This window comes from Psychrobacter sp. Marseille-P5312, from assembly GCF_900291405.1.
Classification (GTDB): Bacteria; Pseudomonadota; Gammaproteobacteria; order Pseudomonadales; family Moraxellaceae; genus Psychrobacter; species Psychrobacter celer.
In genome coordinates this window covers 652,402-677,571 of the sequence record NZ_OLML01000001.1, presented here as the reverse complement: position 1 = coordinate 677,571, position 25,170 = coordinate 652,402, and the positions used below count along the sequence as shown (strand labels likewise).

Here is a 25,170-nt window from a genome sequence, read left to right as displayed (position 1 = left end):
TGCCTTAGCATCTAACAAAATCTGGCCATCTGCGTTAAAATCACTCTATCAATCCCATCGCTTACGTTTCATGTTATTTGTTTGACCGAATTCATTCATTATTAATAAAAGATTATTCTATTATGAGCAATCCTGAGAATCATACCAACAGCACGACCAACTTGACCGAGTCTATTCAAGCCGCCTTGAGCCAATTAGAAAATGCTTACAGCCCAAAGGATGTCGAAGCGGGCATGTATCAAGGCTGGGAGGAGAGCGGTTATTTTGCCCCAACTTTTGATAAGGATGAGTCGTTTTCTATCGCCTTGCCGCCGCCGAACGTCACAGGCTCGCTACACATGGGGCACGGTTTTAATAATGCTATCATGGATGCGCTGACCCGCTATCACCGTATGGACGGCGACAATACGCTTTGGCAACCGGGCACCGATCACGCTGGTATCGCAACCCAGATGGTCGTTGAGCGCCGCTTAGAGGCGCAAGGCATCCGCCGCCGTGATATGACGCGCGAAGACTTTATCGATAAAGTGTGGGAGTGGAAAGAAGAGTCGGGCGGCAACATCACCCGTCAGATTCGCCGTCTTGGTAGCTCGGTGGATTGGTCGCGTGAGCGCTTTACCATGGATGATGGCTTATCAAATGCGGTCAAAGAAGTGTTTGTGCGTCTGTTTGATGAAGGTCTTATTTACCGCGGTAAGCGCTTGGTCAACTGGGACCCTAAGTTCCAAACCGCGCTGTCTGATTTAGAGGTAGAAAACGTCGATGAAAAAGGCAGCTTGTGGCATTTTCGCTACTATTTTACTGATACAGACATCACCACCCAAGACGGCAAAAACTATCTGGTGGTCGCCACCACCCGTCCTGAGACATTATTGGGTGATACCGCCGTGGCCGTCAACCCAAGCGATGAGCGCTATGCACATTTGATCGGCAAGACCATTACTTTGCCAATCACAGGCCGCGTGGTGCCGATCGTGGCCGATGATTATGTCGAAAGCGACTTTGGTACAGGCTGTGTCAAGATTACCCCTGCCCATGACTTTAATGACTATGAGCTGGGCCGTCGTCACAGCTTGCCACTGATTAACATCTTAGATGAGCGTGCCAACATTTTGCCTGAGATGCAGGTCTATGCTGATCTGCAAACGCGTGAGCCATCGCTTGAGACCACGCCGAGCGAATACGCTGGGCTTGAGCGTTTTGCGGCGCGCAAGCAACTGGTCGAGCAAGCAAGTAGCGAAGGCTGGCTAGAAGACATCGAAGACTACGCGCTAAAAGCGCCGCGTGCCGAGCGCGGTGGTACCATCGTCGAGCCATGGCTAACTGATCAGTGGTATGTCGCCGTCAATAAGCTGGCGGGACCAGCGATTGATGCGGTCGAAGATGGTCGTATTGAATTTGTCCCTGCGCAGTACAAAAACATGTATATGGCATGGATGACTGACCTGCAGGACTGGTGTATCAGCCGTCAGCTGTGGTGGGGTCACCGCATCCCAGCGTGGTACGACGATGCGGCAGGTGAGGTGTATGTCGCACGTAGTGAGGCAGAGGTTCGCACTAAATACAATTTAGGCGATGATGTGGTATTGCGCCAAGATGATGACGTACTTGATACGTGGTTTAGCTCAGGGCTATGGACCTTTAGTACGCTAGATTGGGCAGACCCTAAGGCCGATCCGCGCGTGCTGCAGACTTTTCACCCGACCAGCGTGTTAGTCACTGGTTTTGACATTATTTTCTTCTGGGTGGCGCGCATGATCATGATGACCATGCATTTTGTCAAAAACGAAGATGGTACGCCGCAAGTGCCGTTTAAGACCGTCTATGTCCATGGCCTAGTACGCGATGGCAATGGTCAAAAAATGTCCAAATCGAAAGGCAACGTCTTAGATCCGATTGATTTGATTGACGGTATCGATCTAGAAGCGCTGGTCGAAAAACGCACCAGCAATATGATGAACCCCAAAGACGCGGCGAAGATTGAAAAACAAACGCGTAAAGAATTCCCAGAGGGTATCCCAGCCTACGGTACCGATGCGCTGCGCTTTACCTTCACCTCTCTTGCCAGTACTGGCCGCGACATCAACTTTGATCTCAAGCGCGTTGAGGGCTATCGTAACTTCTGTAATAAAATCTGGAACGCCAGCCGCTTTGTACTGATGAACTGTATCGATAATGACGGTAACGCCAAACCTATCGACCAAGCAGCCAACGTAGATGTTTGGGAATTACCAGAAAAATGGATCATGAGCCGTCTCAACTCGACGATTAGCAATATCCATCAGCACTTTGCCCAGTATCGCCTCGATATGGTCAGCCATGATATTTATGAGTTTATCTGGAACGAATACTGCGACTGGTATGTCGAGCTTGCCAAAGCCAGCCTCAATGACGATTCGGTGACAGACGAGCGTAAAGCGCAAATCCGCTACGTGCTGCTGCATGTGCTCGAGACGGCGCTGCGCTTTAGCCATCCGATCATGCCGTATCTGACCGAAGAGATTTGGCAGACTGTCGCGCCACTGCTGAGCCGTAAAGATACCGACAGCATCGTCGTCGCAGCCTATCCTCAAGCTGATAATGCGCAGATCAGTGAGCAGGTGGAGGCGGACATGGCATGGCTACAAGAGCTGATCGCCAGTATCCGCAATATCCGAGGTGAGATGAAACTCGGTAACGCCGTACGCCTACCAGTATTGCTACAAAATATCTCAGATGAGGAAGAAGCGCGTCTATCACGTATCAAAAACCAGTTCAAAGCGCTTGCCAAAGTCGAGAGCCTAGAGATCGTCAAAGAAGGTGATGAGGTGCCATTGTCATCATCAAGTATGGTCGGTCAGCTACGCGTACTGGTACCGATGAAAGGGCTAATCGATCCAACGGCTGAGCTGGCACGTCTGGACAAAGCGCATGAAAAGCTGCAAAAGCAGGCCGACGGTATCGCGCGTAAGCTGAGCAATGAAGGCTTTGTCAGTAAAGCGCCAGCCGAAGTTGTCGATGCTGAAAAGGCAAAACTGGCTGAGTTAGAAGGGCAGCTTAAAACGATGACAGCGCAGATGGAGCAGTTAAAAGCGTTGTAATTAGCATAGAAATATCTGCATAAGTAGAAAACGCCGTCACGATTGTGATGGCGTTTTTTTGTGAATATTGTTAATGCTCATTCTCATGTTTCGACCAATGTGCCATGATTAAAGAGTGATATGCTATCTGTCTTAAAGTGCTAAGGTAAACCATTTATATAACTTTTATAACCCATCAACTTACTCATAACTAAAGGACGAGCCATGAGCCATTATCTTAAGATTACCGCTGCCATGCTAGGCGGGGCGTTGTTTTTATCCGGCTGTGCCAGTACTGGCATGTCGCCATCACACCCAAACGATCAGGTCAATAACACCTACCAGTTGCCACAACAGATCTACGACGGCTATTGGGCAATGACAGCAGGAATGGGCGGTCAAGCCGCTGTAGTCAACTTTCGCAGAGATGGCACAAGTTACAATTATCGCTTTAAATGCTATACCGATGGTAGCTATCAGCAAGCGGCCGTAGAAAAATATAACCTAAAGCCCAACCGTACCGCAGTAGGGCTACAATACGAAAACGAGCCAGTCTTCTCCCAAGTTAAGGTCATAAAACTGGCACCCAAACAAACGCTGGTACTCAACCAAAGCTTTAGCGACCCTGAGTTGCAGCAAGCCTATCCAAATGGTCAAGAGTTCTCTTACACCTACAAGCCAACTTTAGAGCCAGTGTGCTTATTGTAATGACGCTATAGATATTGCTGAGTAGATAGATAGTTAATCCATTTATATGACACATGTGTTAAAGACCGCTATCATCATAAAGCAGCGGTCTTTTTGCTTTATTCGTGATAGGGCGATAGGCCTAACTTACCCAATCACTAACCAAACATACCGATTGATAGCAAAACCCTCATAAAAATAGTCTTGTAGCCTGTCTCCTGATACGGCATCCTTAGTGAGTTCTATCAGCCGCCGTCTTTGTCATAAATTTGCCGGCCAAAACCTGATTATCTGACACTATCCAACGACACCCTTTATGAGCCAAAAAAAGCACTTCTACTACCGTCCAAAGACCAATCAGCACCACAGCCCGACAGTGCGTTGGACATTTGTTATATTAGGCTGGTTGTTTTTTGTGCTGGGTATCATCGGCATTTTGCTACCCGTGATGCCGACTGCGCCTTTTATATTACTGGCGGCAGGGTGCTGGGCACGTAGCTCGCGGCGCTTTCATTTTTGGCTAATCAATCACAAATACTTTGGCAAATATGTCCGTGATTGGGAAGAAAATCATGCAGTACCGCTTTATGCTAAGTGGCTTGCGACCATCATGATGGCGATATCGACTGCCATGTTGTTTTATCGTCTGCCCGCTGATATGACATGGGCGGCATGGCTGGTAGCACTGGTCTGTAGCGGGGTTGCCGCCTATTTGTTTCGTCTGCCAAATGCCAAATAAAGTCGCCAATATAGGGCAATAGTTAAGTCCAGTTACATAAAACCTGAGATAAGGCTTGCGATACTAGGATGTTCCCCCTATAATATATCCAAGCTTAAGAGCAGTTCTGCACCAAATCATTACCTCGTAGTATTAGTTATAATCCTTCGTTTTAATATTTATCGTTCAGTAGCTATTTGCAAGCGTTATCGGTCTATTAGACCACAAATAAATTAAATATCAGGGTTATGACTATGTCAGACGTTCAAAAAGGTACAGTTAAGTGGTTCAACGAAGCTAAAGGTTTTGGTTTCATCGCTCCAGAAAACGGCGCAGACGTTTTCGCTCATTACAGCGAAATCTCAGGCTCAGGTTTCAAAACTTTGGCTGAAGGCCAAGAAGTTGAGTTCACTGTAACTCAAGGCCAAAAAGGCCCACAAGCACACAACATCGTTGCTATCTAATTTGTCTTTTATAGATAAATAGAGCAAGATAAAAAAACGAGCCTTTGGGTTCGTTTTTTTTTCGTCTGTAGTTAAGGATCGTAAGTTATGGGATTATAGATAGTTGTCGTCTATGATGGCTATTATCGCTTATACAGACGAGCAATAAAAAAGGCCAACGACTTCACTATCGTTGGTCTTTCTAGTTTTAGGCAAATGAGCTGCAGGTTAACCAAATGAGCTGATAGCGATATTGATCACCCCGCCGCCGAGCAGCAACCAAGCAAACATCACTGCTCCTAAAATCAGCGGCTTAACGCCAGCTTGTTTGATAGCGCTCATATGTGTGGTTAAGCCTAACGCAAACATCGCCATCGTCAGCATCACATCATCTAACATCACCATACTTTGCTCAAAGTCATCGGACATCGGTATCCAAGTGTGCAACAGCACCACCAAGATAAAGATAAAAGCAAACCAAGGGACATTCACTTGTCGCACACGGCTCATTAGGGAAGGTTTGTCAGCTTGACCACTACCAGATGAGGTCAAGGCAAATGATAAAATAAGCAAAAATGGCGCGAGCATCATGACCCGTATCATTTTGGTGACGACCGCGGTATTGCCGACCTCGGTGCTCACCGCGTTACCCGCGACCACCACTTGCGCCACTTCATGAATGGTGGAGCCGGTATAAATACCGTATTGTTGAGCGTCGAGCCACGGCTGCAGCCAGCCAAGATGGTATAAAAATGGATAAAGCAGCATGGCAATGGTGCCAAATACCACTACCGTCGCCACAGCGATCGTCACCTTGTGCGCTTCGGCCTTGATCACAGGCTCTGCGGCGATGACTGCCGCCGCCCCGCAAATGCTAGCCCCTGAGCCAATCAGTAGTGTCGTTTGCTTATCGACCTTTAGCCATCTGGTACCGAGCCAGTAAGTCAACAAAAACGTCGAGGTCAAGACCAGAGCATCGGTCATGATCGCTGGCATTCCGACACTGGAGACTTGTGTTAAGGTCAGCTTAAAGCCATAAAAAATAATGGCCAGACGCAATATTTGCCCCTTAGCAAAGGCCACGCCCATCTGTAAGTGCTCCGCAAACTGCGGGTAGACGGTATTGCCCAGTACCATGCCAAGCAATATCGCCAGCGTCAACGGAGAGAGGCCAACGATACGGCCATTTGACCAACTATCGATGCTGGCATCCAACCACAAGCACAGCAAACTACCAAAGAACACCACCACCAGCCCTGCTAAGTGGCGGTTGCGCGGGCAATGGTGATTCATTGACTGTGTAAAAGCATACATGGCTCGTCGTCCTCATGGATATAATCAAAATAAGCATAAGCTTATGAGTAGATAGTATAAGACAAGCCAACTTATAATAAAAATAGATTAATAAGATAGAAGCTATCGAAAATATAGGTAAAAGTGGCGTGAAAAACACCTCTATTAAAAGCAGAGGTGCCAGCAGTGACGAAGGCGTTGTTAAAACAAGCTTATAGTCGATCCTAAATAAAACAGATACATTATATATCAAGGTGGAACTGGTCTAAATTTTCCTTGCGTGCTGTGCCTACGCAGACAGAGGCTGCGAAAAATTTATCCCAGTCCCACTGTGTCTTTTACTATACTGAATTCGCTATAGTAAAAGACAGATTGTTAAATCTGTTGTGTATTAAAAAATATAGGTCGTGTGACATACATCTACAGACGGATATAAGGCAAGTGAGACAATGAAAAAAGCCACGCAAACGCTACCGAAGATTACCCTAAAGCAACTGGCGGTGTTTGTGAGTATTTATCAAACTGGTAGCACCAGCCGCGCTAGTGAAGTGCTGCATCTCTCGCAGTCGGCCGTCAGTAGTGCGCTGAGTGAGCTGGAGGCGCGTCTGCAGATGCCGTTATTTGAGCGGGTCGGACGCAGGCTCAACCAGCACCCCAATGCCCATCCTATTTATATACAAGCGCAAGCGATCTTAGAGCAGTCGTTGACGCTGGAGCATTATCATAAGTATCAAGCCGGTCAGATTCATATTGGCGCCAGCACCACCATCGGTAATTATGCCTTGCCGCCGCTGCTGGCCAAGCTGTATCAGGTGCTGCCAGACGCTCGTGTCGATATGTATATCGCCAATACGCAAGAGGTGGTGGCGGAGGTTGAGCAGTTAAATATTGATATCGCGTTGGTAGAAGGCATGCCGCGCCCCACAGATATTAAGACCATCGAGCAGCGCGCATGGCGGACAGATACTTTGATGATATTTGCCAAACGCGATAGCAGATGGCTGGCAGGTCTTGCAGACTATCAAGAGACTGAACGTCTGTATCATATGACTCTTACACAGTTGGCCAAACTGCCGCTACTGGTGCGAGAGGCGGGGTCGGGCACGCGGCAGATCATCGATGAGCAGCTGCTCAAACATCTGCCAGAGGCCGAGGTGATTATGGCAATTCAGCAGTCGGAGGCCATCAAACATATGGTCAGTGCCGATATCGGTCTTGGCTGCCTGTCTCAGCATGTCATCGAGGCGGAGCTGGCAGCAGGAAAGCTGGTACAAGTAAAAGTCGCAGGTATCGATTTGTCACGGACGTGGTGGTTGGTCTGGCACAAAGCCCGCCATCAAAGCCCGATTTGGCAGACTTTTATAGATATGATACAAGACGATTGAGCAAACACAAAAAGCGCGGCGTCGTAGATACACCGCGCTTTTTGTGTTTGAGGTTTTGAGCGCGACTATTTGTGCGTTACGGTTTGAGCGCTACTAAGTAACGTTTTATTGGCGCTACTTGGATACGGGTTTGTCGAGTCTTACGACCAAGCTGTCGCATGGGACGTTGGGCAGGATATTGTCCGCCGTAGCACCGCTGATCCACGCGGCGATGCCTGTGCGCTTGTGTCGACCGATGACCAAGAGATCGACGTCGTGTTTGTGGCAATAATTGACGATGCCTTCGCTGCTAGAAATGGCGGTGGTCACTTGCGAGTTGACGGCGTCTAGCTCATTACGCGCCAAAAACTGCGCCAGCTTTGCCCGTGCTTCTTGGCAGCGCTCATCATCGATCTCATCGTATAAGCTCGAGGCGGGGACCAACTCATAACCAAAACCGACCATGGTGTCTTTGACGATATGCAGTACGGATAGCTTAGCGCCTGGGCGGTTATCGACGATACGTTTGGCCTTTTGTGCGACGATATCGGCATCAGAGAGTAAGTCGGTGACCAGTAGTATGTGTTCGTAACTCATAGCGTCTTCCTCATGTCAGATAGTATTTACTATAGCACTACTACAGAGCGCTGTTAAGTCGTCATCAGGTGTCATCATACAGATGACGCAGGCGGCGTATTACTCTGCAAAGGGCTGGTCGAGCTTGACCACCAAGCTGTCGCAAGGAATATTTGGCAAGATACTGTCGGCTGTCGCTTTGGCCAACCATGCGGCGATACCGTGACGCTCATGGCGGCCGATGATGAGCAAGTCGACTTGATGGTCGCGGCAATAATTGACGATACCCTTACTGTTCGAGATAGCAGATGTCACCTCAGAGTTGACCGCATGCAGCTCATTACGCGCCAAAAACTGCGCCAGTTTTTCTCGTGCTTCTTGCCAGTGCTCGCCATCGACATCGCCTGATAGGCTGGAGGCTGGCACCAGCTCAAAGCCAAAGCGCACCATGTCGTCCTCGACGATATGCAATACAGACAGCCTCGCTTCAGGAGAGCCTGCAAGGATACGTCTGGCCTTGAGTGCGACGGCATCTGCATCAGACAACAAGTCGGTGACCAGTAAAATATGTTGATAGCCCATCATCAGCTCCTATTAAGACGTTTATTTTATCATCCAGCGCCGTAAAACCACGTCCTTCTAGGGCGTGGATATCAGGCGTCAGCCATTGTCGTACAATATTGCGAATACCTTGATAACCACACCCATTGAGATCATAATTATTCCATGAAAACGCTCAAGCTACGCATCAAAGACAAACACGCCACTCAGCTCAATATCTTGGCTGGGTCGGTTAATTTTGTCTGGAATTATGTCAATGAATTAAGTTTTAAACATCTTAAGCGCACAGGCAAATTCTTTTCAGCTTATGACTTGGCCGCTTATACCAAAGGCAGTGGCGAGTATTTAAACTTGCACAGCCAAACCCTACAAGCCATCTCTGAAACCCATGCCAAGGCTCGTAAACAGTTTAAAAAAGCCAAACTCAACTGGCGTACCAACAACCCAAAGGCCAAGAGAAGAAGTTTGGGCTGGATTCCTTTTAAAAAGACAGCCGTAAAACACCTTTCAACCCGTCAATCAGGCAATAAAAGCCTTAAATCTACTATTCAGCTAAGCCTCGCTAAAGGCAAAAAACTTACTATAGATCTATGGGACAGCTATAACCTAGCCCTGTACAGCATCAATACTCTGGAGCTAGTGCAAGACAATCGCGGCTACTGGTATGCCTGTATCACCGTCAAAGAGTTTCCAAAGATTAAGTGTGGTACTGGCCAAGTCGGTATTGATTTAGGCTGCAAGGATTCGGCAGTCAGTAGTGAGGGTGATCAGCTACAAATCAAAGTCACCCATCAATACGCTGAAAAACTGGCAATTGCTCAAAGAGCCAAGAATAAAAAACGGGTCAAGGCCATTCACGCCAAGATCAAAAATACCCGCCGAGACTTAATCCATAAATTCACATCAAAGCTTGTTAAGGCCAACAGTCTAATCGTTGTTGGTCAAATTAAATCAACATCATTCACTTCAAGCAAACTGGCCAAATCCGTCTATGATGCTGGTTGGTTTGAGATTAAGCGGCAACTGGATTACAAATGCGCGAACGCAGGTTGCCACTATATCGAAGTCAATGAAGCGTACAGCACCCAAACCTGCTCGTGTTGCGGCTCCCGCCAAGACAGTCCGAAAGGTAGAGAAGGGCTTGGTATAAGCGAGTGGTTTTGTCGTTCTTGTAAAACGACCCATAACAGAGATGTTAATGGAGCAAAAAACATTCTCGCGGTCGGGCTTGGCCGTCTTTAGTAGGAATCCTCTCCGTTTAGGGAGGGGAGGAAGTCAAAGTAGCAGTGGTGGCGGTGTTTGTTAAGGGTTAAATCCATTATTTTGTTATGGGTATTCCCAGATAGACAATCTTTATAACCCCCTAAGTGATTTAGCATTTAACAGACAGTCCATAAGACTTTGTTGATCAAGCGACTTACAAAACGACCTGTCAATCGACTCATAAAGAGAAGGGGCGACGTAGAATATTAACGCTCAGATCGCTTGACTTATCAAAACAGCAGCCCCATCTACTACGGCACCCTATATATTATAATTTGATAAGGATCACTATGACTGACACGCCATTTATCGCCGATCTAACGCTTCATCCAGCGTTTGAGTTGATTGAGCATCGCCATATCGAGGCGTTGTCAATGGACGTGCTGATCAGTCAGCATGTCAAAACCGGCGCGATGCATTATCATTTGGCGCACCCAAGTGATGAAAACGCCTTTTTGGTTGGCTTTCGTACTCAGCCGATGGACTCAAAGGGCGAGGCACATATCTTGGAGCATGTGGCACTTTGCGGCTCGGCAAGGTTTCCGGTTCGTGATCCGTTTTTTTCGATGATTAAGCGCTCATTAAACACCTTTATGAACGCCATGACCGCGGCCGACTGGACAGCGTATCCGTACGCCACACAAAATAAAAACGATTACTTCAATTTACTTGCTGTGTATCTTGATGCGTCGTTTTTCCCCAATATTCATCCGCTTGATTTTGCTCAAGAAGGCATCCGCGTAGAATTGGACGAAAATGACAAACCGCAGTTTAAAGGTATTGTCTTTAATGAGATGAAAGGCGCGATGAGCGGCGAGATTGACCAGCTCTATCATACGGTCGCTCATCATTTATTCCCAACGACCACTTATCATTATAACTCGGGCGGTGATCCTGCGGATATTCCTGATTTGACCCACACCGAGCTCGTTGAGTTCCATCAAAGCCATTATCATCCATCAAACAGCGTGATTATGAGCTTTGGTAATATTCCGGTCGCCGAGACCCAAGCGAAAATCCATGACGATGCTTTGAGCCAGTTTGAAGCGGGTAAAAAACACGTCTCACGTCCAGAGCAGCGCCTGCCTGCGCCAATCAGCGCTATCGATACTTATACGGCTGACGAGGCGGGCCCTGACCAAACCCATCATGTGGTGGCGTGGCTGCTGCCATCGATCACCGATCCCAAGCAGCGTCTGGCTTTGCGTCTGCTAGAAGGCGTGTTGGTCGAGCATGCTGGCTCGCCATTGCGTGCGTATCTCGACAGTCATCCGCTTGGCAAAGCGCCAAGTCCGTTGTTGGGACTCGATGACAGCCATTATGAGATGGTATTTTATACCGGTCTACGCGGCTCCAACCCTGAGCATGCCGAGGCAGTAGAGCAGGGTATTATGGATTTACTGACTGAAGTGGCCAGTAAACCGATCGATGATGATACGATTGAGACCATTTTGCATCAGATCGAGATCGATCAGCGCCATATCGGCGGCGATAGTATCCCTTATGGTTTAAATTTGATGCTCGAAGCCTTTAGTACTGCCATTCATGATGGCAACCCGATCGACGTCTGGGAAGTGGATGAGCATTTGCAGTGGCTGCGTGAGCAAGTAAAAGACGCACAGTGGCTACCAAACCTTATCAAAACCCATCTGCTAGACAATCAGCACCGTGTGCGCGTGACGCTGACGCCAGATAGTGAAAAATCAGCGCGCCTTGCCGCAGCAGAGCAGACCCGTCTTGATACCATCGCGATGGACTTGAGCGCTGATGATAAAGCCATCTTAAAACAGCAAGCCCTTGATTTGGCAGCGCGGCAAGCAGCGCCTGATGATTTAAGCCTATTGCCAAAAGTCGGACTGGAGGATGTCCCGACCGATATCAGCTTTAAGCAAGGCACACAAAAACAAGTGCGCCTAAGCGGGCAAGACAGTACGCTGTTTGAATATGAAGCAGGCACCAACGGCTTGTATTATTATCAAGTGATTGTGCCGTTGACCGATGCCATTGGCAATCAGGACACCAGTAGTTTGCCTGTGAACGAGGTAATCAATCATCCATTGCTACCGATTTATTTAAGCCTACTATCAGAGCTGGGTACTGACTCGATGAGTGCTCATGAGATGCAGGCCAAGCAAGCGGCGCATTCTTCTGGCGTGACGGCGCGTATTAGCCAGCGCACCAGTATCGATGATAGCCAAACGATCAGCAGTTATTTTGTGGTGGCGACCCGTGCGCTCAACCGCAAGCCTGAAGCGATTGATTTGCTCAAAGAGGTCATGGAGCATAGCGTCTTTAGCGAGCATGACCGTATCAAAGAAATTTTGCAGCAGCGTCAAGCGAGCTGGCAGTCGAATTTGGCAAGCTCTGGGCATTCTTATGCCATGCAAACCGCCAGCCGCGGTATGAGCCGTCAAGCGCAGCTTGAGTATGTGCGTAGTGGCTTGCCTGCACTAAACGCGCTAAAAGACTTTTTGGCGCATGCCAGTGATGATGACACGCAGTGGGATAAATTGGCAACCAGCCTGATGGACTTGCACCAGCGTGTGATCAGCTTGCCCAAGCATGCCGTGATCATTTGTGAAGCTGAGCAAACCGAGCGCTTAAGCGACTTAATTGTCGAGAGCTGGAAAGACAGTCAAGCGCCAGCGCTTGCCGCGCAATTGGGTGACTCTGATGCGACTATCAAAGACACTATCCCAAGTGAGTTTACCGAGCTGCACCTTGCGGCAGCGTTAAATGGCGAGACAGACACCATCAAGGCACGAGAGAGCAGCGCTGCGCTCGATGCCGAGGACTTGGCATGGCTGGTACCGACCAACGTCTATCATAATGCCAGCGTTTATCGTGTGCCAGCGGCCGATCATCCTGATACCGCTGCTTTGATGGTATTAGCGCCGTATCTGCGCAATGGCTACTTGCACAGCGCTATCCGTGAGCGCGGCGGTGCTTACGGCGGCGGCGCAGGCTATGACGCCAATGCCTGCGCTTTTAAATTCTTTAGCTACCGCGACCCGCAGTGTGCTGAGACCTTTGCGCATTTTGAGGCCAGTATTGAGTGGTTACTAAATGAGCCGCAGACCGATGAGCAGCTAGAAGAAGCCATCTTAGGTATCATCTCGGGTATGGATAAGCCAGGCTCTCCAGCTGGCGAGGCAGTCAAAGCCTGCTTTGCTGATTTGCACCATCGCGGTGCTGACTGGCAACGTAAGATGCGCGCCGCCATATTGGATGTGACGGTGGCGGACCTACAGCGCGTGGCCAAGCAATACCTGCAAGGGCAACAGCATGTACGTGCAGTACTAGCGCCTTATGATAAAGAAGAAACCGTGAAAAACCTCGGCTTTAACGTTTGCAAAATAAAGAGCTAATGGTGTTTTTTGGATAAAAACCAATCTGGCACTGTGAGCATTTATGAAGCAGACAATACTAGGTTATTGTCTGCTTTTATAGTTTTTAGTAAAAAGACTGATGATTGAGTCAATGTTTAAAGGCGTTTAAAAACGTTTGATACTCAAGTCTTTGCCAATCATATCTTGATGAATAGGAAACTCAGACAATTGGCTAAACTGCTGTCGATCGGCAAAGTAGCTTCGTAAAGTGCGGCGCACCGCTTCAAAGGCGAGACTATCCCACGGGATGTCTTCTTCGCTAAACAGCGCACAGTCAAGGCTTTCAGAGCCGACACCATATGCACCGTCTTTGAGATCGGCCAAATAAATTGAGTATATCTGTCCGATGTCTGGCAGATCGTAGATACAGTACAGATGAGGGTTTAACACCACCGCATCCGCTTCTTCGTAACTCTCACGCGCGGCGCCCTCTGCCATGGTTTCCCCGTTTTCCATAAAGCCTGCCGGTATCGTCCAAAGACCGTATTGCGGCTCTATCGCGCGGCGGCATAGCAGCACTCTGTCTTTATGTACGACCAGCGACCCACAGATGACTTTTGGGTTTTCGTAGTGAATATAGTTGCAATTTGGGCATACCAAACGCGGCATATTATCCGTGGCTGGTATTTTTCGTTCTGCTTGATGACCGCATTGGAGACAATAGCGCATATCAACTGCCTTTATAAATGTAGTAAGCGTAAGAGATAAAGAGTCAGGACTCCTAATGGCAACAACACCCCGTCATTGTCAGACGCGCCCGCCCTTCATACGTTGGTTTTTGTGTGTGCTATCAGGATACCGGTAAAGCGGTGCTGCAAGATGTTATTCTAATAAGCAAGCACCGCCTTAAGATAGCACACATTTTGCTCGTAGCGCAGCATGATAACAGTAACGCTGCATATCGCTGGCGGATCATAGTCCGATAAATGACAGCAAAGCCCCGTGGCATCGTGGCAAGCCATCACCGCCGTTTGTCATAAGCGGTCACGCTAATTCATAAAACACGTTGACTTATAAAAACAATACGCGGCGCCTGTCTGTCGATGCGATTTGAGACGTTCATGACAAACACCTCATGACAAATGAACAGTCACACAAATAGCATGCAGCTGCGTGAAGAGTACGCTAGTCTACAGCTAGTCACGCCACATATTGATCAAAACATAAGGCAAGATCATGTTACTCCCTTCCCAGACTGTGCAGTTAGATGAGCAGTCGGTTGCTATACCACCTTTTATTCGCTATCCGACACTCAGGCAACTGACCGAGCGGGTTCAGCAAGAGACGTTAAATGCGTTGGCCGATTCAGCGCTGCATACCGCGCAGCAAAGCTCTCGCAGCGCGCGTGTCTTAGACAGTCTATACCAGACGCCCATTGCCGATGCTTCGATACTGGTGGCCATCACCCATGAGCGCCATCCCAAGCTGCTTTTGACGCGCCGCGCCGCGCACATGAATAGCCATGCAGGCGAGGTATCTTGCGCTGGCGGTAAATACGAGATAGGGGATGGTAATAACGTCGTCACAGCGCTACGTGAGGCCTGTGAAGAGACGGCTCTCCCGCCCAACAAGGTACAGCTAATCGGTCAGCTACCCATTCAGACCTCCAAAAGCGGCATGAGCGTGCGTCCAATCGTGGCTTTGATCGCGCCTGATTTGGTACTGGTACCTGAGATCGGTGAGATATCACGTATTTTTTGGGCAGATTTTGAGGCGTTACTCACGCAGCCTACCGTTGAGTACGCGATAGAATATGCCATGCAAGATCAGGTGGCGACGATACTTACGCCCAGCTGGCAAGTCGATGGCGAGACGGTCTGGGGGCTGACAGGCCGCGTCATTGCCAGCTTATTAGAGACAGCTTTTGATCGGCAGTTAGAATGGTATTACCGCGTGCAAGACAGCCGATTGTAAGATTGTAATGAGCTGAGCCGATAGCTGCTGCGTCATTGATAATAGGCGTCGTTTTTCTTGAGCCACCAGTTCATATTGTCTTGACGTTTGGCGCGAAAGGCTTCTAGTTTGGTGGCTACCGTTTGGTTGTGCTGACGGGCGGTATCGAGCGCAAACAAGATAGGCACGGAGGATAAGACACCAAACCGAAGCTTTGATTTTGGTAGCGCTAAGCCGTCTCCGATATCATCACCGACCAGAGTACGTGTCACACTGGCATTGACCATCTCTACAAAACGCCCGCGGCGATTGTCTTCGCCCATCAGTTGCCGCGGCAGATCATGTAGGGCTTTTGCTAAAGGTTGTCCCATCTCAAAGTCTAGCTGTTGAATGGACAAGTAAGTGTAGAGCCACTCCCAGCAGGCGGCCTCATCCTTTGGTAGGCGCTCTAAATCCACACCCATCCAGTAACTGGCAAGATTCCATAAATGCAAAATTCCCTCGGCCTCCTCGCTACTGATACGCGCGCCAAGCAGCCGTAGCCCGCGCATAATCAGTAACGAGAACTGCAGATGAGTGGCAATCATATCAGTTTGGTTGATCGGTACACCCCAATAAGTAGTGTTCCAGCTGCCATCGGGATTGCGATGCTGATCGGCCTCTGTGGCGACGCCTTTTGCCGCGTTGTTTTTGCCACTGAGCAAGTTTTGCCGTACGAGCGTGTGAATCTGCCGCACCTGAATCGACTGACGCCAACCCTCAGAGCCGATCGCCAAAACGCTATCGATAGGCACTCGTGTGCGCGGCATACGTGTGCTTGTTTTGGGCAATAATGGATGCTCAGAGACAGCCAAAATATAAGCATAAGTGCGCATGAGTCTTGGCAGGGCATCGTGCATCAACGCGCCGGTTTGGATCAGTGGCAGCGATAGGGCAGGGATGCTATAACCTGCCATCAATGCCACATTTCGTAGTAGCCAAATCAGCATCAGCGGATAGCGCCGATAGGCAACGGCCCCAGTCTGTGCAAGCTGTGGATCAAACCAAGCAGGATGGTCGCTAAACTGCTCAGCCAGTGCACAAAAGGACGGATAAGCTGCGAGTTTATTATCGGTTTTGTTATCGAGGATAAGCTGCTGTAAGGGTTTGGCAAAACGCAGGCCGTCAGCCGCGAGCGTATCTGTCAGGGGGTCGCCGATGTCGTAGCCTGCGACCATCTCCTCTACTAAATCTTGCGAGATGACAAAATCTTTGGGCAGCAAATAGCGCTTGATCCGCTTTAAGACCTGTAGGTCATGATGATCATCAATCGCTGTGGTACGCCCATGACGCTGATACGATGCAAAGGTAGGTTGGCTCGATTTGGACGCGCGCGCTGGCTGTGTCTGGGCTGTATTGTTTGGATCCATAGGTAGCAAATGTTTTTATCAGTAGGCTTTTTATGATGGCCTAATATTTAGACGTGTGGTTGAGCATATCGAGCTGCCTTTGTGTGTCATCGAGGCGACGTTTAATCGACCCAAGCTCATCGGCCAAAAACAACAGCCGTTTGCGAGCGTCTTTTTCGTTGGCAAAGTCTAGCATTGCGCCGCTCTCAAGCTGATCAAACTCTGTTTGATACTCATCTAATAGGCGTCTGTCTGTGTCGAGCTGGTTGTCTAGACGATAGTAGGCTAGGCCGTGCTGATTGGCCTGTTGAAGGCGATTTACCATAGCAGCAGGGCAGACGTTGTTTAACCTGCGCCCGCGGCGACCGACATTGTACGCATTGTTGCTCGTACAGTATTGTTGCAGACCAAGCTTGCGGCCGCGCTCCCACGCAAGATAATCAGGGGTCACATGTGCTTTGGCACAGGCTTTGCTGTGTGAGGCGAGGCGCTCTGAGGAGTAGCCTGCTACGCCATCGTTATAGCCTATCGTTTGCCAATCACCGATCAGGCATTGTTGTTTGGAGAGAGTCGCGCATGATAGTAAAACCATACTGCCAAGGATAGGCAGACTAAGCGATATAGGTCTGATAAGTCCCTGCATGGTCATCTCCTAAGACTGCTGCTATCAGTTGCGCCCAGTGTGCATCTAGATGTCACGAGGCGAGGTGTCATTGCGCTTACTGCCTTTATCCAAACATGGCTTGCGATGCTGTTTTTCTGCGGTTATTGTTTTTACTGTTAGGGTTGAAAGAAGAAAGCGGTGAGCTATGTGTTGGCTAAATAACCGCAAAATAGCTCGCCTTTTTCTGATGATGGATTATGGCTGAGGCCGCGTCAAATCGACTGAGGTGCCGCTGACGTTGTCTTTTAGGCTGACTTTTAGCATGAGGTAACCTGCAACCCCAGAGATGATAGAGCCCATGATGATGCCTAGACGCTCATCAAATAACGTGGTGTCGCCTGCAAAAGCAAGACCTCCGATAAATAAGCTCATGGTAAAGCCCACACCGCATAGTAGAGCGGCGCCGTATATTTGCTTATAATCCATCCCTTTTGGCATGGTTGAAAAACCAAGCTTAAAGACCAGCCAACACATAATCATGACACCCAACTGCTTACCGATAAATAGACCAGCGGCGATACCAAGCGGGACTGAGTGGAATAATTCTGCAAAACCTGCCCCTTCGAGCGAGATGCCTGAGTTGGCAAAGGCAAATAGTGGCAAGATACCAAAAGCCACGGTGTTGTGTAGGTCGTGCTCTAGCTCTTCGACAGGGGAGTGCTCAGGGTCAGTGCGATCAAACATAGGAATAAACAACGCCAACACCACGCCCGCTAATGTCGCATGAATACCCGATTGCAGTACCGCAACCCACATGATGACACCGATAAATAGGTACGGTGTGAGTCTGGTAACGTTACGACGATTGAGCAAATAAAGAAATGGCAAGCATAAGCCGGCAATAGCAAGTGATGTCAAAGATAAGTCGCTGGTATAAAACAAAGCAATGATTAAAATCGCGCCGATATCATCAAAAATAGCAATGGATACCAAAAAGACTTTTAGAGAGTTGGGTACACGGCTACCGAGCAAGCTCAAGATACCGAGTGCAAACGCAATATCCGTCGCCGCTGGAATGGCCCAGCCTTTCCAAAACTCAGGCTCATTATAATTAAAGAGTAGATAGACTGCAGCGGGCATGATCATCCCGCCGATGGCCGCGCCCGCTGGCAAAATGATTTGTTTGACATTGGACAGCTCACCGATGAGCACTTCGCGCTTGAGCTCAAGACCGACCAAAAAAAAGAAAATCGCCATTAGGCCGTCATTGATCCAATGATGGGCGTCTTTGGCAATCGCAAAATCACCGATTTGAATGGCAACAGGGGCATGGATAAAGCCTTCATACCATGTGCTTAGAGGGGAGTTGGCAATGATCATTGCCGCGATAGCTGCCAGCGCTAACACGATGCCGCCTGCTGCCTCAAATTCAAAAAATGCCTTAATCCTTCGTATTGCCATATTATCCTCATTAACTAAATAAAACGTGCTAAATCATTCAAAAACTTCAAATTTCTAAATTGTTCTGGCCTGCTTTCTTACTTTGGCTTGCTCAAATCCATTTCGCCTAAACATAAACCCTCATCATTCATGCTGCCCTTATCATTAAAAATGACGCAGCAGACCGATGGCTCTAGTTTCTCACAATCTTATTCATATAAACAATTAAATACGTTAACGGTTTTATGCGGTTTTTTTAAACAGGCGAAGCCTACCAAAAGGCGTACTGATAAAGCCGAGAATATAACAAATCTAGCAGACTTTGCTAGGTTTTTGGTTTTTTTTACGGTTTTATCTTTATAATGAGCGCCTTTACACAAATCTTAACGTTGCGTTTGCTTTTTTATACCCCAAATTTTCAAGGTTAGTGTCATGGACATATCACTCTCTATCGAGATTATTTTAATGCTGGCGGCGGTTGCGGCGCTGGCAGGTTTTATCGATGCTATCGCGGGCGGTGGCGGTTTATTGACCATTCCTGCCATGCTACTTGCCAATATCCCGCCCGTGCTAACCTTGGGCACCAATAAGTTGCAAGCGGCATCAGGTGCGCTCGCGGCCTCGATTACGATGATAAAAAAAGGCGTCATCAACCCTAAAAATATAAAGGTGGCGATTGTCGGGGCTTTTATTGGCTCAGTCATCGGTACCATCGCTGTACAGATGTCGCCGCCGGATCTGCTCGAAAAGCTGATTCCGTTTTTGATTGCCGCTATTGGGATTTATACTTTGTTTGCGCCCAAGCTTGGCGAGGTGGAAGCGGCGCCGCGTATCTCAGAGGGCAAGTGGCAAAAAATTGTGGCGCCATTGATTGGGTTTTATGATGGCTATATCGGGCCAGGGACAGGCATGTTTTTTGCGCTGGGTAATGTGGCGCTACGTGGTCGGCAGATCATCGAGGCAACAGGCGCGGCTAAGGTTTTGAACTTATCGACCAATATTGGCTCGCTGGTTTTTTTTATTTTGGGCGGTAATGTGTTGTGGACAGTCGGTCTGGCAATGATGGTCGGACAAACGATAGGGGCGTATTTTGGCTCGCATATGGTGGTCAAAGGGGGGAGTAAGCTAATTCGTCCTGTTATCGTGCTGGTCTGCCTTGCCATGATTACCAAGTATGTGATTGGCTAACGCAAGCTGTGATTTATTGAGTATCGATACAGCCTGTTTATAGGCAGTGCAGCCATAAAAATACCCCATAAGTTGTGTCCAACTTATGGGGTTGGGTTCATATCGCCGGGGTTTTTATGATTGAATAAATAAACGCTTTATCGATTAGCGGCGACGATCAATATCATCGTACTCACTACCCATGATGCCATCACTAAACACTTGAGAGAACTCACGCTCATTGTCTTCATCGATGTGACCATCAAAGACGTCTTTGGTGCCCGCCGCAGGATCGTTGTAGATAGCGACGTCCATTTTATCTTCAGATTTTGCCACGATTGCTGTCACTGCTGCATCGCCGCCGACGTTGACCGCCGTACGCAGCATATCAAGAATACGATCCACACCCAAGATCAAACCGATACCTTCGATGGGCAGGCCGACTTGGGCAAATACCATAGACAGCATGATCAAGCCCACACCAGGTACGCCTGCGGTACCGACAGAGGCCAGCACCGACATCAAGATAACCGTTAGATACTCGGTCACACCCAAATCAATACCATAGATATTGGCAATAAAGATGGTCGCCGTACCTTGCATGATGGCCGTACCATCCATGTTGATGGTCGCCCCAAAAGGCACGGTAAACGAGGCTACTGAGTTGTTGACACCCATACGCTTGGTGACGGTACGCAGCGTGATCGGAATGGTGGCGTTCGAGCTTGAGGTACTAAAAGCAAAAATCTGTACTTCGCGCATTTTCGCCAAAAACGTCTTAATAGACAGACCAGAAAAGAGCTTTAGCACGATCATCATAGTGATAAAAAAGTGGAAAGCCAGTGAGCCAATCAGTACCGCAACATAACCGAGCAACGACCAAATCAGATCTAAACCCAGCTCCGCCATGGCTTTGGTCAATAGCGCAAAAACCCCATAAGGCGCAAGATTCATAATGATGGTCACCATCTTTAAGATGACTTCATTAATCAGCTCCAAGCTTTGTACCAACCCTTTGGCAGGTTTGCCGACCATCAAAATACTGATACCGATCAAGATGGCAAAGAAGATGATCGACAGCATGTCGCCATTTGCCATCGCACTGATGGGGTTTGACGGAATGATATTTGCAAAAACATCGAGTAGAGGTGGCGCAGACTTGGCTTCAAATGCCGCTTCTGTCTCAACCTCCATGCCTTGACCGATACCAAATAAAAGCCCAAGCCCGATAGCAGTTGCAATGGCAAGCGCGGTCGTCATCATATAGATTAGGAAAGTCTTGGTACCTATGCGTCCAAGCAAGCGAATATCACCAATACCGCACACCCCGCAAATCAGCGAGATAAGTACCAAAGGCACGACCAGCATTTTGAGGGAGTTTACGAATAGCTTGCCGATGATGGCCAAAAACCCATTGGTGATATATGTACTAACAAAACCGCCCTCAGCGTTCAGTCCTGAATAGTTGATAAATAATCCCAGTATGATACCGAGCACCATGGCAACGATGATCTTGCCCGTTAGTCCCATATTTTTCCACATAAACTCTATCCTTTTATCCGCAACATTCAGTATCAAGGGTGCTACTAAACTAATGCGTTTATGATTGCCATCCTTACGCCTGATGGTGTTGCATCTGCAAAAATTTGTCTGTCATTTCATGTCAGGCTATTCGACAATATAAAATAATTGTTAAGGTCGCTGCAAGATTTTTTTATAACTTAAATAATAATCTATAACTGATTAAAGGCGGTTTAAGCTTTTTTGTCAAAAAATTGGCTGAGATAATCACTTAGCAAAAAACAGATCCGATGCTATAAATCGCCAAAAGCACCATAATCATTAGGCTAACGTCGCTAAAATATCGACATTTAAGCCAGCACCAACGCGTTTTTGTTAAATGTCATCATCAAAAGGGTGCGATGACCAAAAACGCTCGGACAAAAAAAAGACTGCCTAACCGCGGCAGTCTTTTGTAAAAATGACAGATAATATATCAATGGTTAAGTCTCAGGCCACTGGTAAGAATTACCTTACTATAAAACATAAGTCTATCAAGATGAGAGGCTAGGCGTATTCTTAATTCTATCGATAGCTCTCTAAATGAGGTCACGCGCTAATAAGCAACCGTGCTTTCTAAAGAAGCACTTTCTAAAGAGGCACTTTCTAAATAGTTCATCGCTTAGTTTTTGCTTTCCTCGTGGCGATGTTTGTCTTGCCATGGCTCACTATCGCCCAGCTCGTCTAAGTGCTCGTCGATAGACTGCGTTTTTTGCGCCCTGTCTTTTTGATTGACGTCGTCGTGATTGGTTTCATCAGTATTGGCATGGTCAGTATCTATCTGGTCGGCATTGTCCGTAAGCTGGGTGCCATGCAGTTGAGCGCTGTCTGGCTCAGCGCGCTCTGAGGCTGTGCTACGATGATTGTTGCCCATACGCTCATTGAGGTGCGAGGCGGCGTCACGGTGACGTGCATCCAAGGCCTCAATCTCAGGATGAGAGTCATCAAAGTCAGTCTGAGCCAGTCTTTCTTTTTGAGAGTCTTGCTCTGCGACCATTTCTACCTCACCATCAGGCTCATAACCATGGTTGGGGTTATCATCGCCTGTTGGCTCATCTGCTGAGGCCTGCAAGCCTTCTGCCGCTACGGCATTGTGAGCTGCGCCCGCTGCTATGCTATTGGCTGCTGTGTCAGTGACTGTGTCGGTAGCAGACTCATCATAAGGCGCGACGTCACTCTGAGCTTGCGCCGCACGTTTGCGCTCAGCATAGTCAGTCAACTGATTGACCGCATTTTCGAGCGTATGAGGGTTAAAGCGTGGCTGCGCTTGTGATAGATGCTTGTCAAAGACATCGGTCAATAGTGAATCAAAACGTATGGCATTGTATTGAATAAGCACTTCGGCTTCTTCTTCGGTGATATCTTCGTTTTGGCTGGCATAGACCACATGGTCTTCAAAGCTCAAACCGGCAAAGCTGTCTTTGTGCTCTGCCTTTTTAAATCTTTGCCACAGCGGCTCGATACCCAACAAGGTCTGATAGGCGTTTTCCATACGACCCGTCACATCGTCCTCGTCGGTGTTGTAATAGACCATGGTCTTGAGGTAATCGCGAAAAGGATTGGCCTCAAAGTCGTCCATAAAGGCATCGCCGAGCTGACGTTTTAGCTCGTCGCTTGGCGGCGTAAAGATGCGGCCACTGGGGAAAGTCACAAATCCAACCAACGCTGCGGCAAAGCGATTTGGGAAGTTTTCAAAAAATGACTCAAACGCTTCTTGGATGGTGAACAGGCTATTTTGTAAAGCGACTTCGGCATGCAAACGCTCCGCTTCAGACTTGTTGCCATGCTCATAAAACTGCAAGATGGCCGTCGCGATAAATAAATGACTATGAATATCAGCCAGACGCCCAGAGAGCATCTCTTTACGCTTTAGATCACCTGCGAGTAGCCCCAACGCCATATCGGCAGTCAAGGCAAAGCTGGCGCTCAAACGGTTGATGTGCTTATAGTAAGGGCGGGTAAAGCGATCGGCAAAGCTTGGCACATGATTGCTGCCGCCGACATAGCCTGCGACAAAGGCTTTTGCCCCGCGGTTAAAGGTATAACCCAAATGCTTAAAGAATAAAGTATCAAACTCGCGGATAGCGTGGTGTTTGTCCTCGCTTTGTAGCAGTTGTAGCTCATCAAACAGATAAGGATGGCAGCGCATCGCTCCTTGACCAAATATCATCAGTGAGCGCGTCAAGATATTGGCACCCTCAACGGTGATAGAGACAGGGATTGCCTGATAAGGCGTCGCCAAAAAGTTGCGTGGCCCCATCTGTACTGCACGGCCACCGACCACATCCATACCGTCATTGACCACTTCACGCATGGTTTCGGTGGCGTAGTATTTTGCCATGGCCGTCATGACCGATGGTGTGCCCCCTTGGTTGAGACCACAGGTGACGAGATGACGAAACGCCTCTAACATATAGGTATGACTGGCCATACGGCTGGTGGCGTCTTGTACTCCTTCAAACTTACCGACAGAGATTTTGAACTGCTCGCGGACTTTGGCAAAGGCACCGACAGACAGATAGGTCATCTCACTGGCCGACGTGGACAGAGCAGGCAAAGAGATGCCGCGGCCGACGCCCAAGCACTCCATCAGCATACGCCAGCCGCGCCCCGCGTTTTCGACGCCGCCGATGATATAATCCAGCGGAATAAAGACATCCTTGCCATCGACCGTACCATTCATAAAGGGTGAGCCAATAGGATTGTGACGAGGCCCGACGACCACGCCCTCGTGATCGGCGGGAATCAGCGCACAAGTGATGCCGTAGTCGGTCTTTTTAGCATCCCCAAGCAAGCCTTCTGGATCGTGCATCTTAAAGGCTAAGCCCACGACTGTCGCAATAGGAGCCAGAGTAATCCAGCGTTTTGAGAAATTCATCCGTAGGCCGAGCACGTGCTCGCCTTCATGCCTGCCATAACACACCACACCTGTATCTGGTATCGCGCCTGCATCGGAGCCTGCTTCAGGCCCTGTCAAACCAAAACAAGGCACTTCATCACCGCTTGCCAGTCCCGGTAGCCAGCGCTGTTTTTGCTCATCGGTACCATAATGCATGAGCAGCTCGCCTGGGCCGAGTGAGTTTGGCACCATGCAGCTCACTGCTGCTGTCGGCGAGCGTGAGGCGATTTTGCTCATCACCCGACTTTGGGCATAAGAGCTAAACGCTCGGCCACCAAATTCTTTTGGAATAATCAAACCCAAAAAGCCATTGTCTTTGATAAATCGCCATGCTTCAGCCGAAAGCTCTTTATCCTCATGCTGAATTTTCCATTCATCAAGCATGGCGCACAGCGCCTCTACTTCGTTATCGATGAAGCTTTGCTCTTCATCTGACAGCTCTGGATAAGGATATTTGGCAAAAGTGTCCCAATTGGGCGCACCCATAAACAGCTCTTTTTCCCACCAGCTGGTGCCAGCATCCAGCGCTTCTCGCTCAGTATCGCTCATGCTGGGCATCGCACCGCCCAGCGTCTTATAGACCGGCTTGGTGATAAGGGACTGCCGCAGCGGCGAGATAAGCAGTATCAAGCACAACACCGCGACTGGAATACCCAAAACAAGCGACCACGGGCTGATAACAGCAGTGATGATAACGGTGGCAAGGGCGACGATACTGCCTGTGACACGTGATAAGGACATCAAAAAGATGGCCAAGACCATGGCTAATTGAATGAATATTGCCAAAATAAATAAGCCAATTGCCATGACTGTCTCCTTTATAACGCCAAACAATAGCGTAAAAATGTGTGAATGCAGGTCAGATA

General features: G+C 48.5%; 18 protein-coding genes. 9 read left to right on the top strand and 9 right to left on the bottom strand.

Annotated elements, in window-relative coordinates:
- Positions 1–122 precede the first annotated feature (122 nt).
- The 4 genes from C6W44_RS02925 to C6W44_RS02910 all read left to right on the top strand — a co-directional run bounded on the left by C6W44_RS02925 (position 123) and on the right by C6W44_RS02910 (position 4,928).
- Entirely contained in the window at positions 123–3,080 is a 2,958-nt protein-coding gene (locus C6W44_RS02925) for a valine--tRNA ligase (protein ID WP_105244155.1), read from the top strand.
- A gap of 204 nt (positions 3,081–3,284) precedes the next feature.
- A complete protein-coding gene (locus C6W44_RS02920) occupies positions 3,285–3,767 on the top strand; it encodes a hypothetical protein (protein ID WP_105244154.1) in 483 nt (160 codons plus the stop codon).
- Between the two features lie 295 nt (positions 3,768–4,062).
- A complete protein-coding gene (locus C6W44_RS02915; RefSeq protein ID WP_105244153.1) occupies positions 4,063–4,485 on the top strand; it encodes a YbaN family protein in 423 nt (140 codons plus the stop codon).
- Positions 4,486–4,718: 233 nt separating this feature from the next.
- Positions 4,719–4,928, top strand: a complete 210-nt coding sequence (locus tag C6W44_RS02910; protein ID WP_025644841.1) for a cold-shock protein — start codon at positions 4,719–4,721, stop codon at positions 4,926–4,928.
- Between the two features lie 207 nt (positions 4,929–5,135).
- Here the strand turns inward: C6W44_RS02910 and C6W44_RS02905 are convergent, their stop codons facing one another.
- On the bottom strand, positions 5,136–6,221 hold the full coding sequence (locus tag C6W44_RS02905) for a YeiH family protein (RefSeq protein ID WP_105244152.1): 1,086 nt from the start codon (positions 6,219–6,221) through the stop codon (positions 5,136–5,138).
- Positions 6,222–6,649: 428 nt separating this feature from the next.
- Between C6W44_RS02905 and C6W44_RS02900 the strand changes: the two genes are divergently transcribed.
- A complete protein-coding gene (locus C6W44_RS02900; protein ID WP_105244151.1) occupies positions 6,650–7,585 on the top strand; it encodes a LysR substrate-binding domain-containing protein in 936 nt (311 codons plus the stop codon).
- Between the two features lie 114 nt (positions 7,586–7,699).
- Here the strand turns inward: C6W44_RS02900 and C6W44_RS02895 are convergent, their stop codons facing one another.
- Both C6W44_RS02895 and C6W44_RS02890 read right to left on the bottom strand, forming a co-directional pair.
- Positions 7,700–8,161 carry a universal stress protein gene (locus C6W44_RS02895; RefSeq protein ID WP_075100364.1) on the bottom strand — a complete coding sequence of 154 codons (462 nt, stop codon included), beginning with the start codon at positions 8,159–8,161 and terminating at the stop codon, positions 7,700–7,702.
- A 99-nt stretch (positions 8,162–8,260) separates the two neighbouring features.
- A complete protein-coding gene (locus C6W44_RS02890) occupies positions 8,261–8,722 on the bottom strand; it encodes a universal stress protein (protein ID WP_105244150.1) in 462 nt (153 codons plus the stop codon).
- A gap of 144 nt (positions 8,723–8,866) precedes the next feature.
- Here C6W44_RS02890 and C6W44_RS02885 point away from each other — a divergent pair, with 144 nt between their 5' ends.
- Together C6W44_RS02885 and C6W44_RS02880 are read left to right on the top strand one after the other, a co-directional pair.
- Positions 8,867–9,943, top strand: a complete 1,077-nt coding sequence (locus tag C6W44_RS02885; protein WP_105244149.1) for an RNA-guided endonuclease InsQ/TnpB family protein — start codon at positions 8,867–8,869, stop codon at positions 9,941–9,943.
- 311 nt (positions 9,944–10,254) lie between these two features.
- Positions 10,255–13,332 carry an insulinase family protein gene (locus C6W44_RS02880; protein ID WP_105244148.1) on the top strand — a complete coding sequence of 1,026 codons (3,078 nt, stop codon included), beginning with the start codon at positions 10,255–10,257 and terminating at the stop codon, positions 13,330–13,332.
- Between the two features lie 126 nt (positions 13,333–13,458).
- On the opposite strand, the gene C6W44_RS02875 is transcribed toward C6W44_RS02880, so the two are convergent.
- Complete coding sequence (locus C6W44_RS02875) at positions 13,459–14,022, bottom strand: NUDIX hydrolase (RefSeq protein WP_075100367.1); 564 nt, start codon at positions 14,020–14,022, stop codon at positions 13,459–13,461.
- Between the two features lie 507 nt (positions 14,023–14,529).
- Between C6W44_RS02875 and C6W44_RS02870 the strand changes: the two genes are divergently transcribed.
- Positions 14,530–15,267, top strand: coding sequence for an NUDIX hydrolase (locus C6W44_RS02870; protein WP_100750056.1), 738 nt, complete (start codon positions 14,530–14,532; stop codon positions 15,265–15,267).
- Between the two features lie 32 nt (positions 15,268–15,299).
- On the opposite strand, the gene C6W44_RS02865 is transcribed toward C6W44_RS02870, so the two are convergent.
- The 3 genes from C6W44_RS02865 to nhaA all read right to left on the bottom strand — a co-directional run bounded on the left by C6W44_RS02865 (position 15,300) and on the right by nhaA (position 18,699).
- Positions 15,300–16,655, bottom strand: coding sequence for an oxygenase MpaB family protein (locus C6W44_RS02865; protein ID WP_105244147.1), 1,356 nt, complete (start codon positions 16,653–16,655; stop codon positions 15,300–15,302).
- 40 nt (positions 16,656–16,695) lie between these two features.
- Positions 16,696–17,277, bottom strand: coding sequence for a DUF2799 domain-containing protein (locus C6W44_RS02860; protein ID WP_158676689.1), 582 nt, complete (start codon positions 17,275–17,277; stop codon positions 16,696–16,698).
- A gap of 216 nt (positions 17,278–17,493) precedes the next feature.
- Positions 17,494–18,699, bottom strand: coding sequence for a Na+/H+ antiporter NhaA (gene nhaA, locus C6W44_RS02855; protein WP_105244145.1), 1,206 nt, complete (start codon positions 18,697–18,699; stop codon positions 17,494–17,496).
- A 411-nt stretch (positions 18,700–19,110) separates the two neighbouring features.
- On the opposite strand from nhaA, the gene C6W44_RS02850 reads away from it, so the two are divergent.
- On the top strand, positions 19,111–19,866 hold the full coding sequence (locus C6W44_RS02850) for a TSUP family transporter (RefSeq protein WP_105244144.1): 756 nt from the start codon (positions 19,111–19,113) through the stop codon (positions 19,864–19,866).
- 144 nt (positions 19,867–20,010) lie between these two features.
- Here the strand turns inward: C6W44_RS02850 and C6W44_RS02845 are convergent, their stop codons facing one another.
- Both C6W44_RS02845 and C6W44_RS02840 read right to left on the bottom strand, forming a co-directional pair.
- On the bottom strand, positions 20,011–21,387 hold the full coding sequence (locus C6W44_RS02845) for a dicarboxylate/amino acid:cation symporter (RefSeq protein WP_105244143.1): 1,377 nt from the start codon (positions 21,385–21,387) through the stop codon (positions 20,011–20,013).
- 640 nt (positions 21,388–22,027) lie between these two features.
- Positions 22,028–25,111 carry an acyl-CoA dehydrogenase gene (locus C6W44_RS02840; protein ID WP_227526339.1) on the bottom strand — a complete coding sequence of 1,028 codons (3,084 nt, stop codon included), beginning with the start codon at positions 25,109–25,111 and terminating at the stop codon, positions 22,028–22,030.
- Positions 25,112–25,170 lie beyond the last annotated feature (59 nt).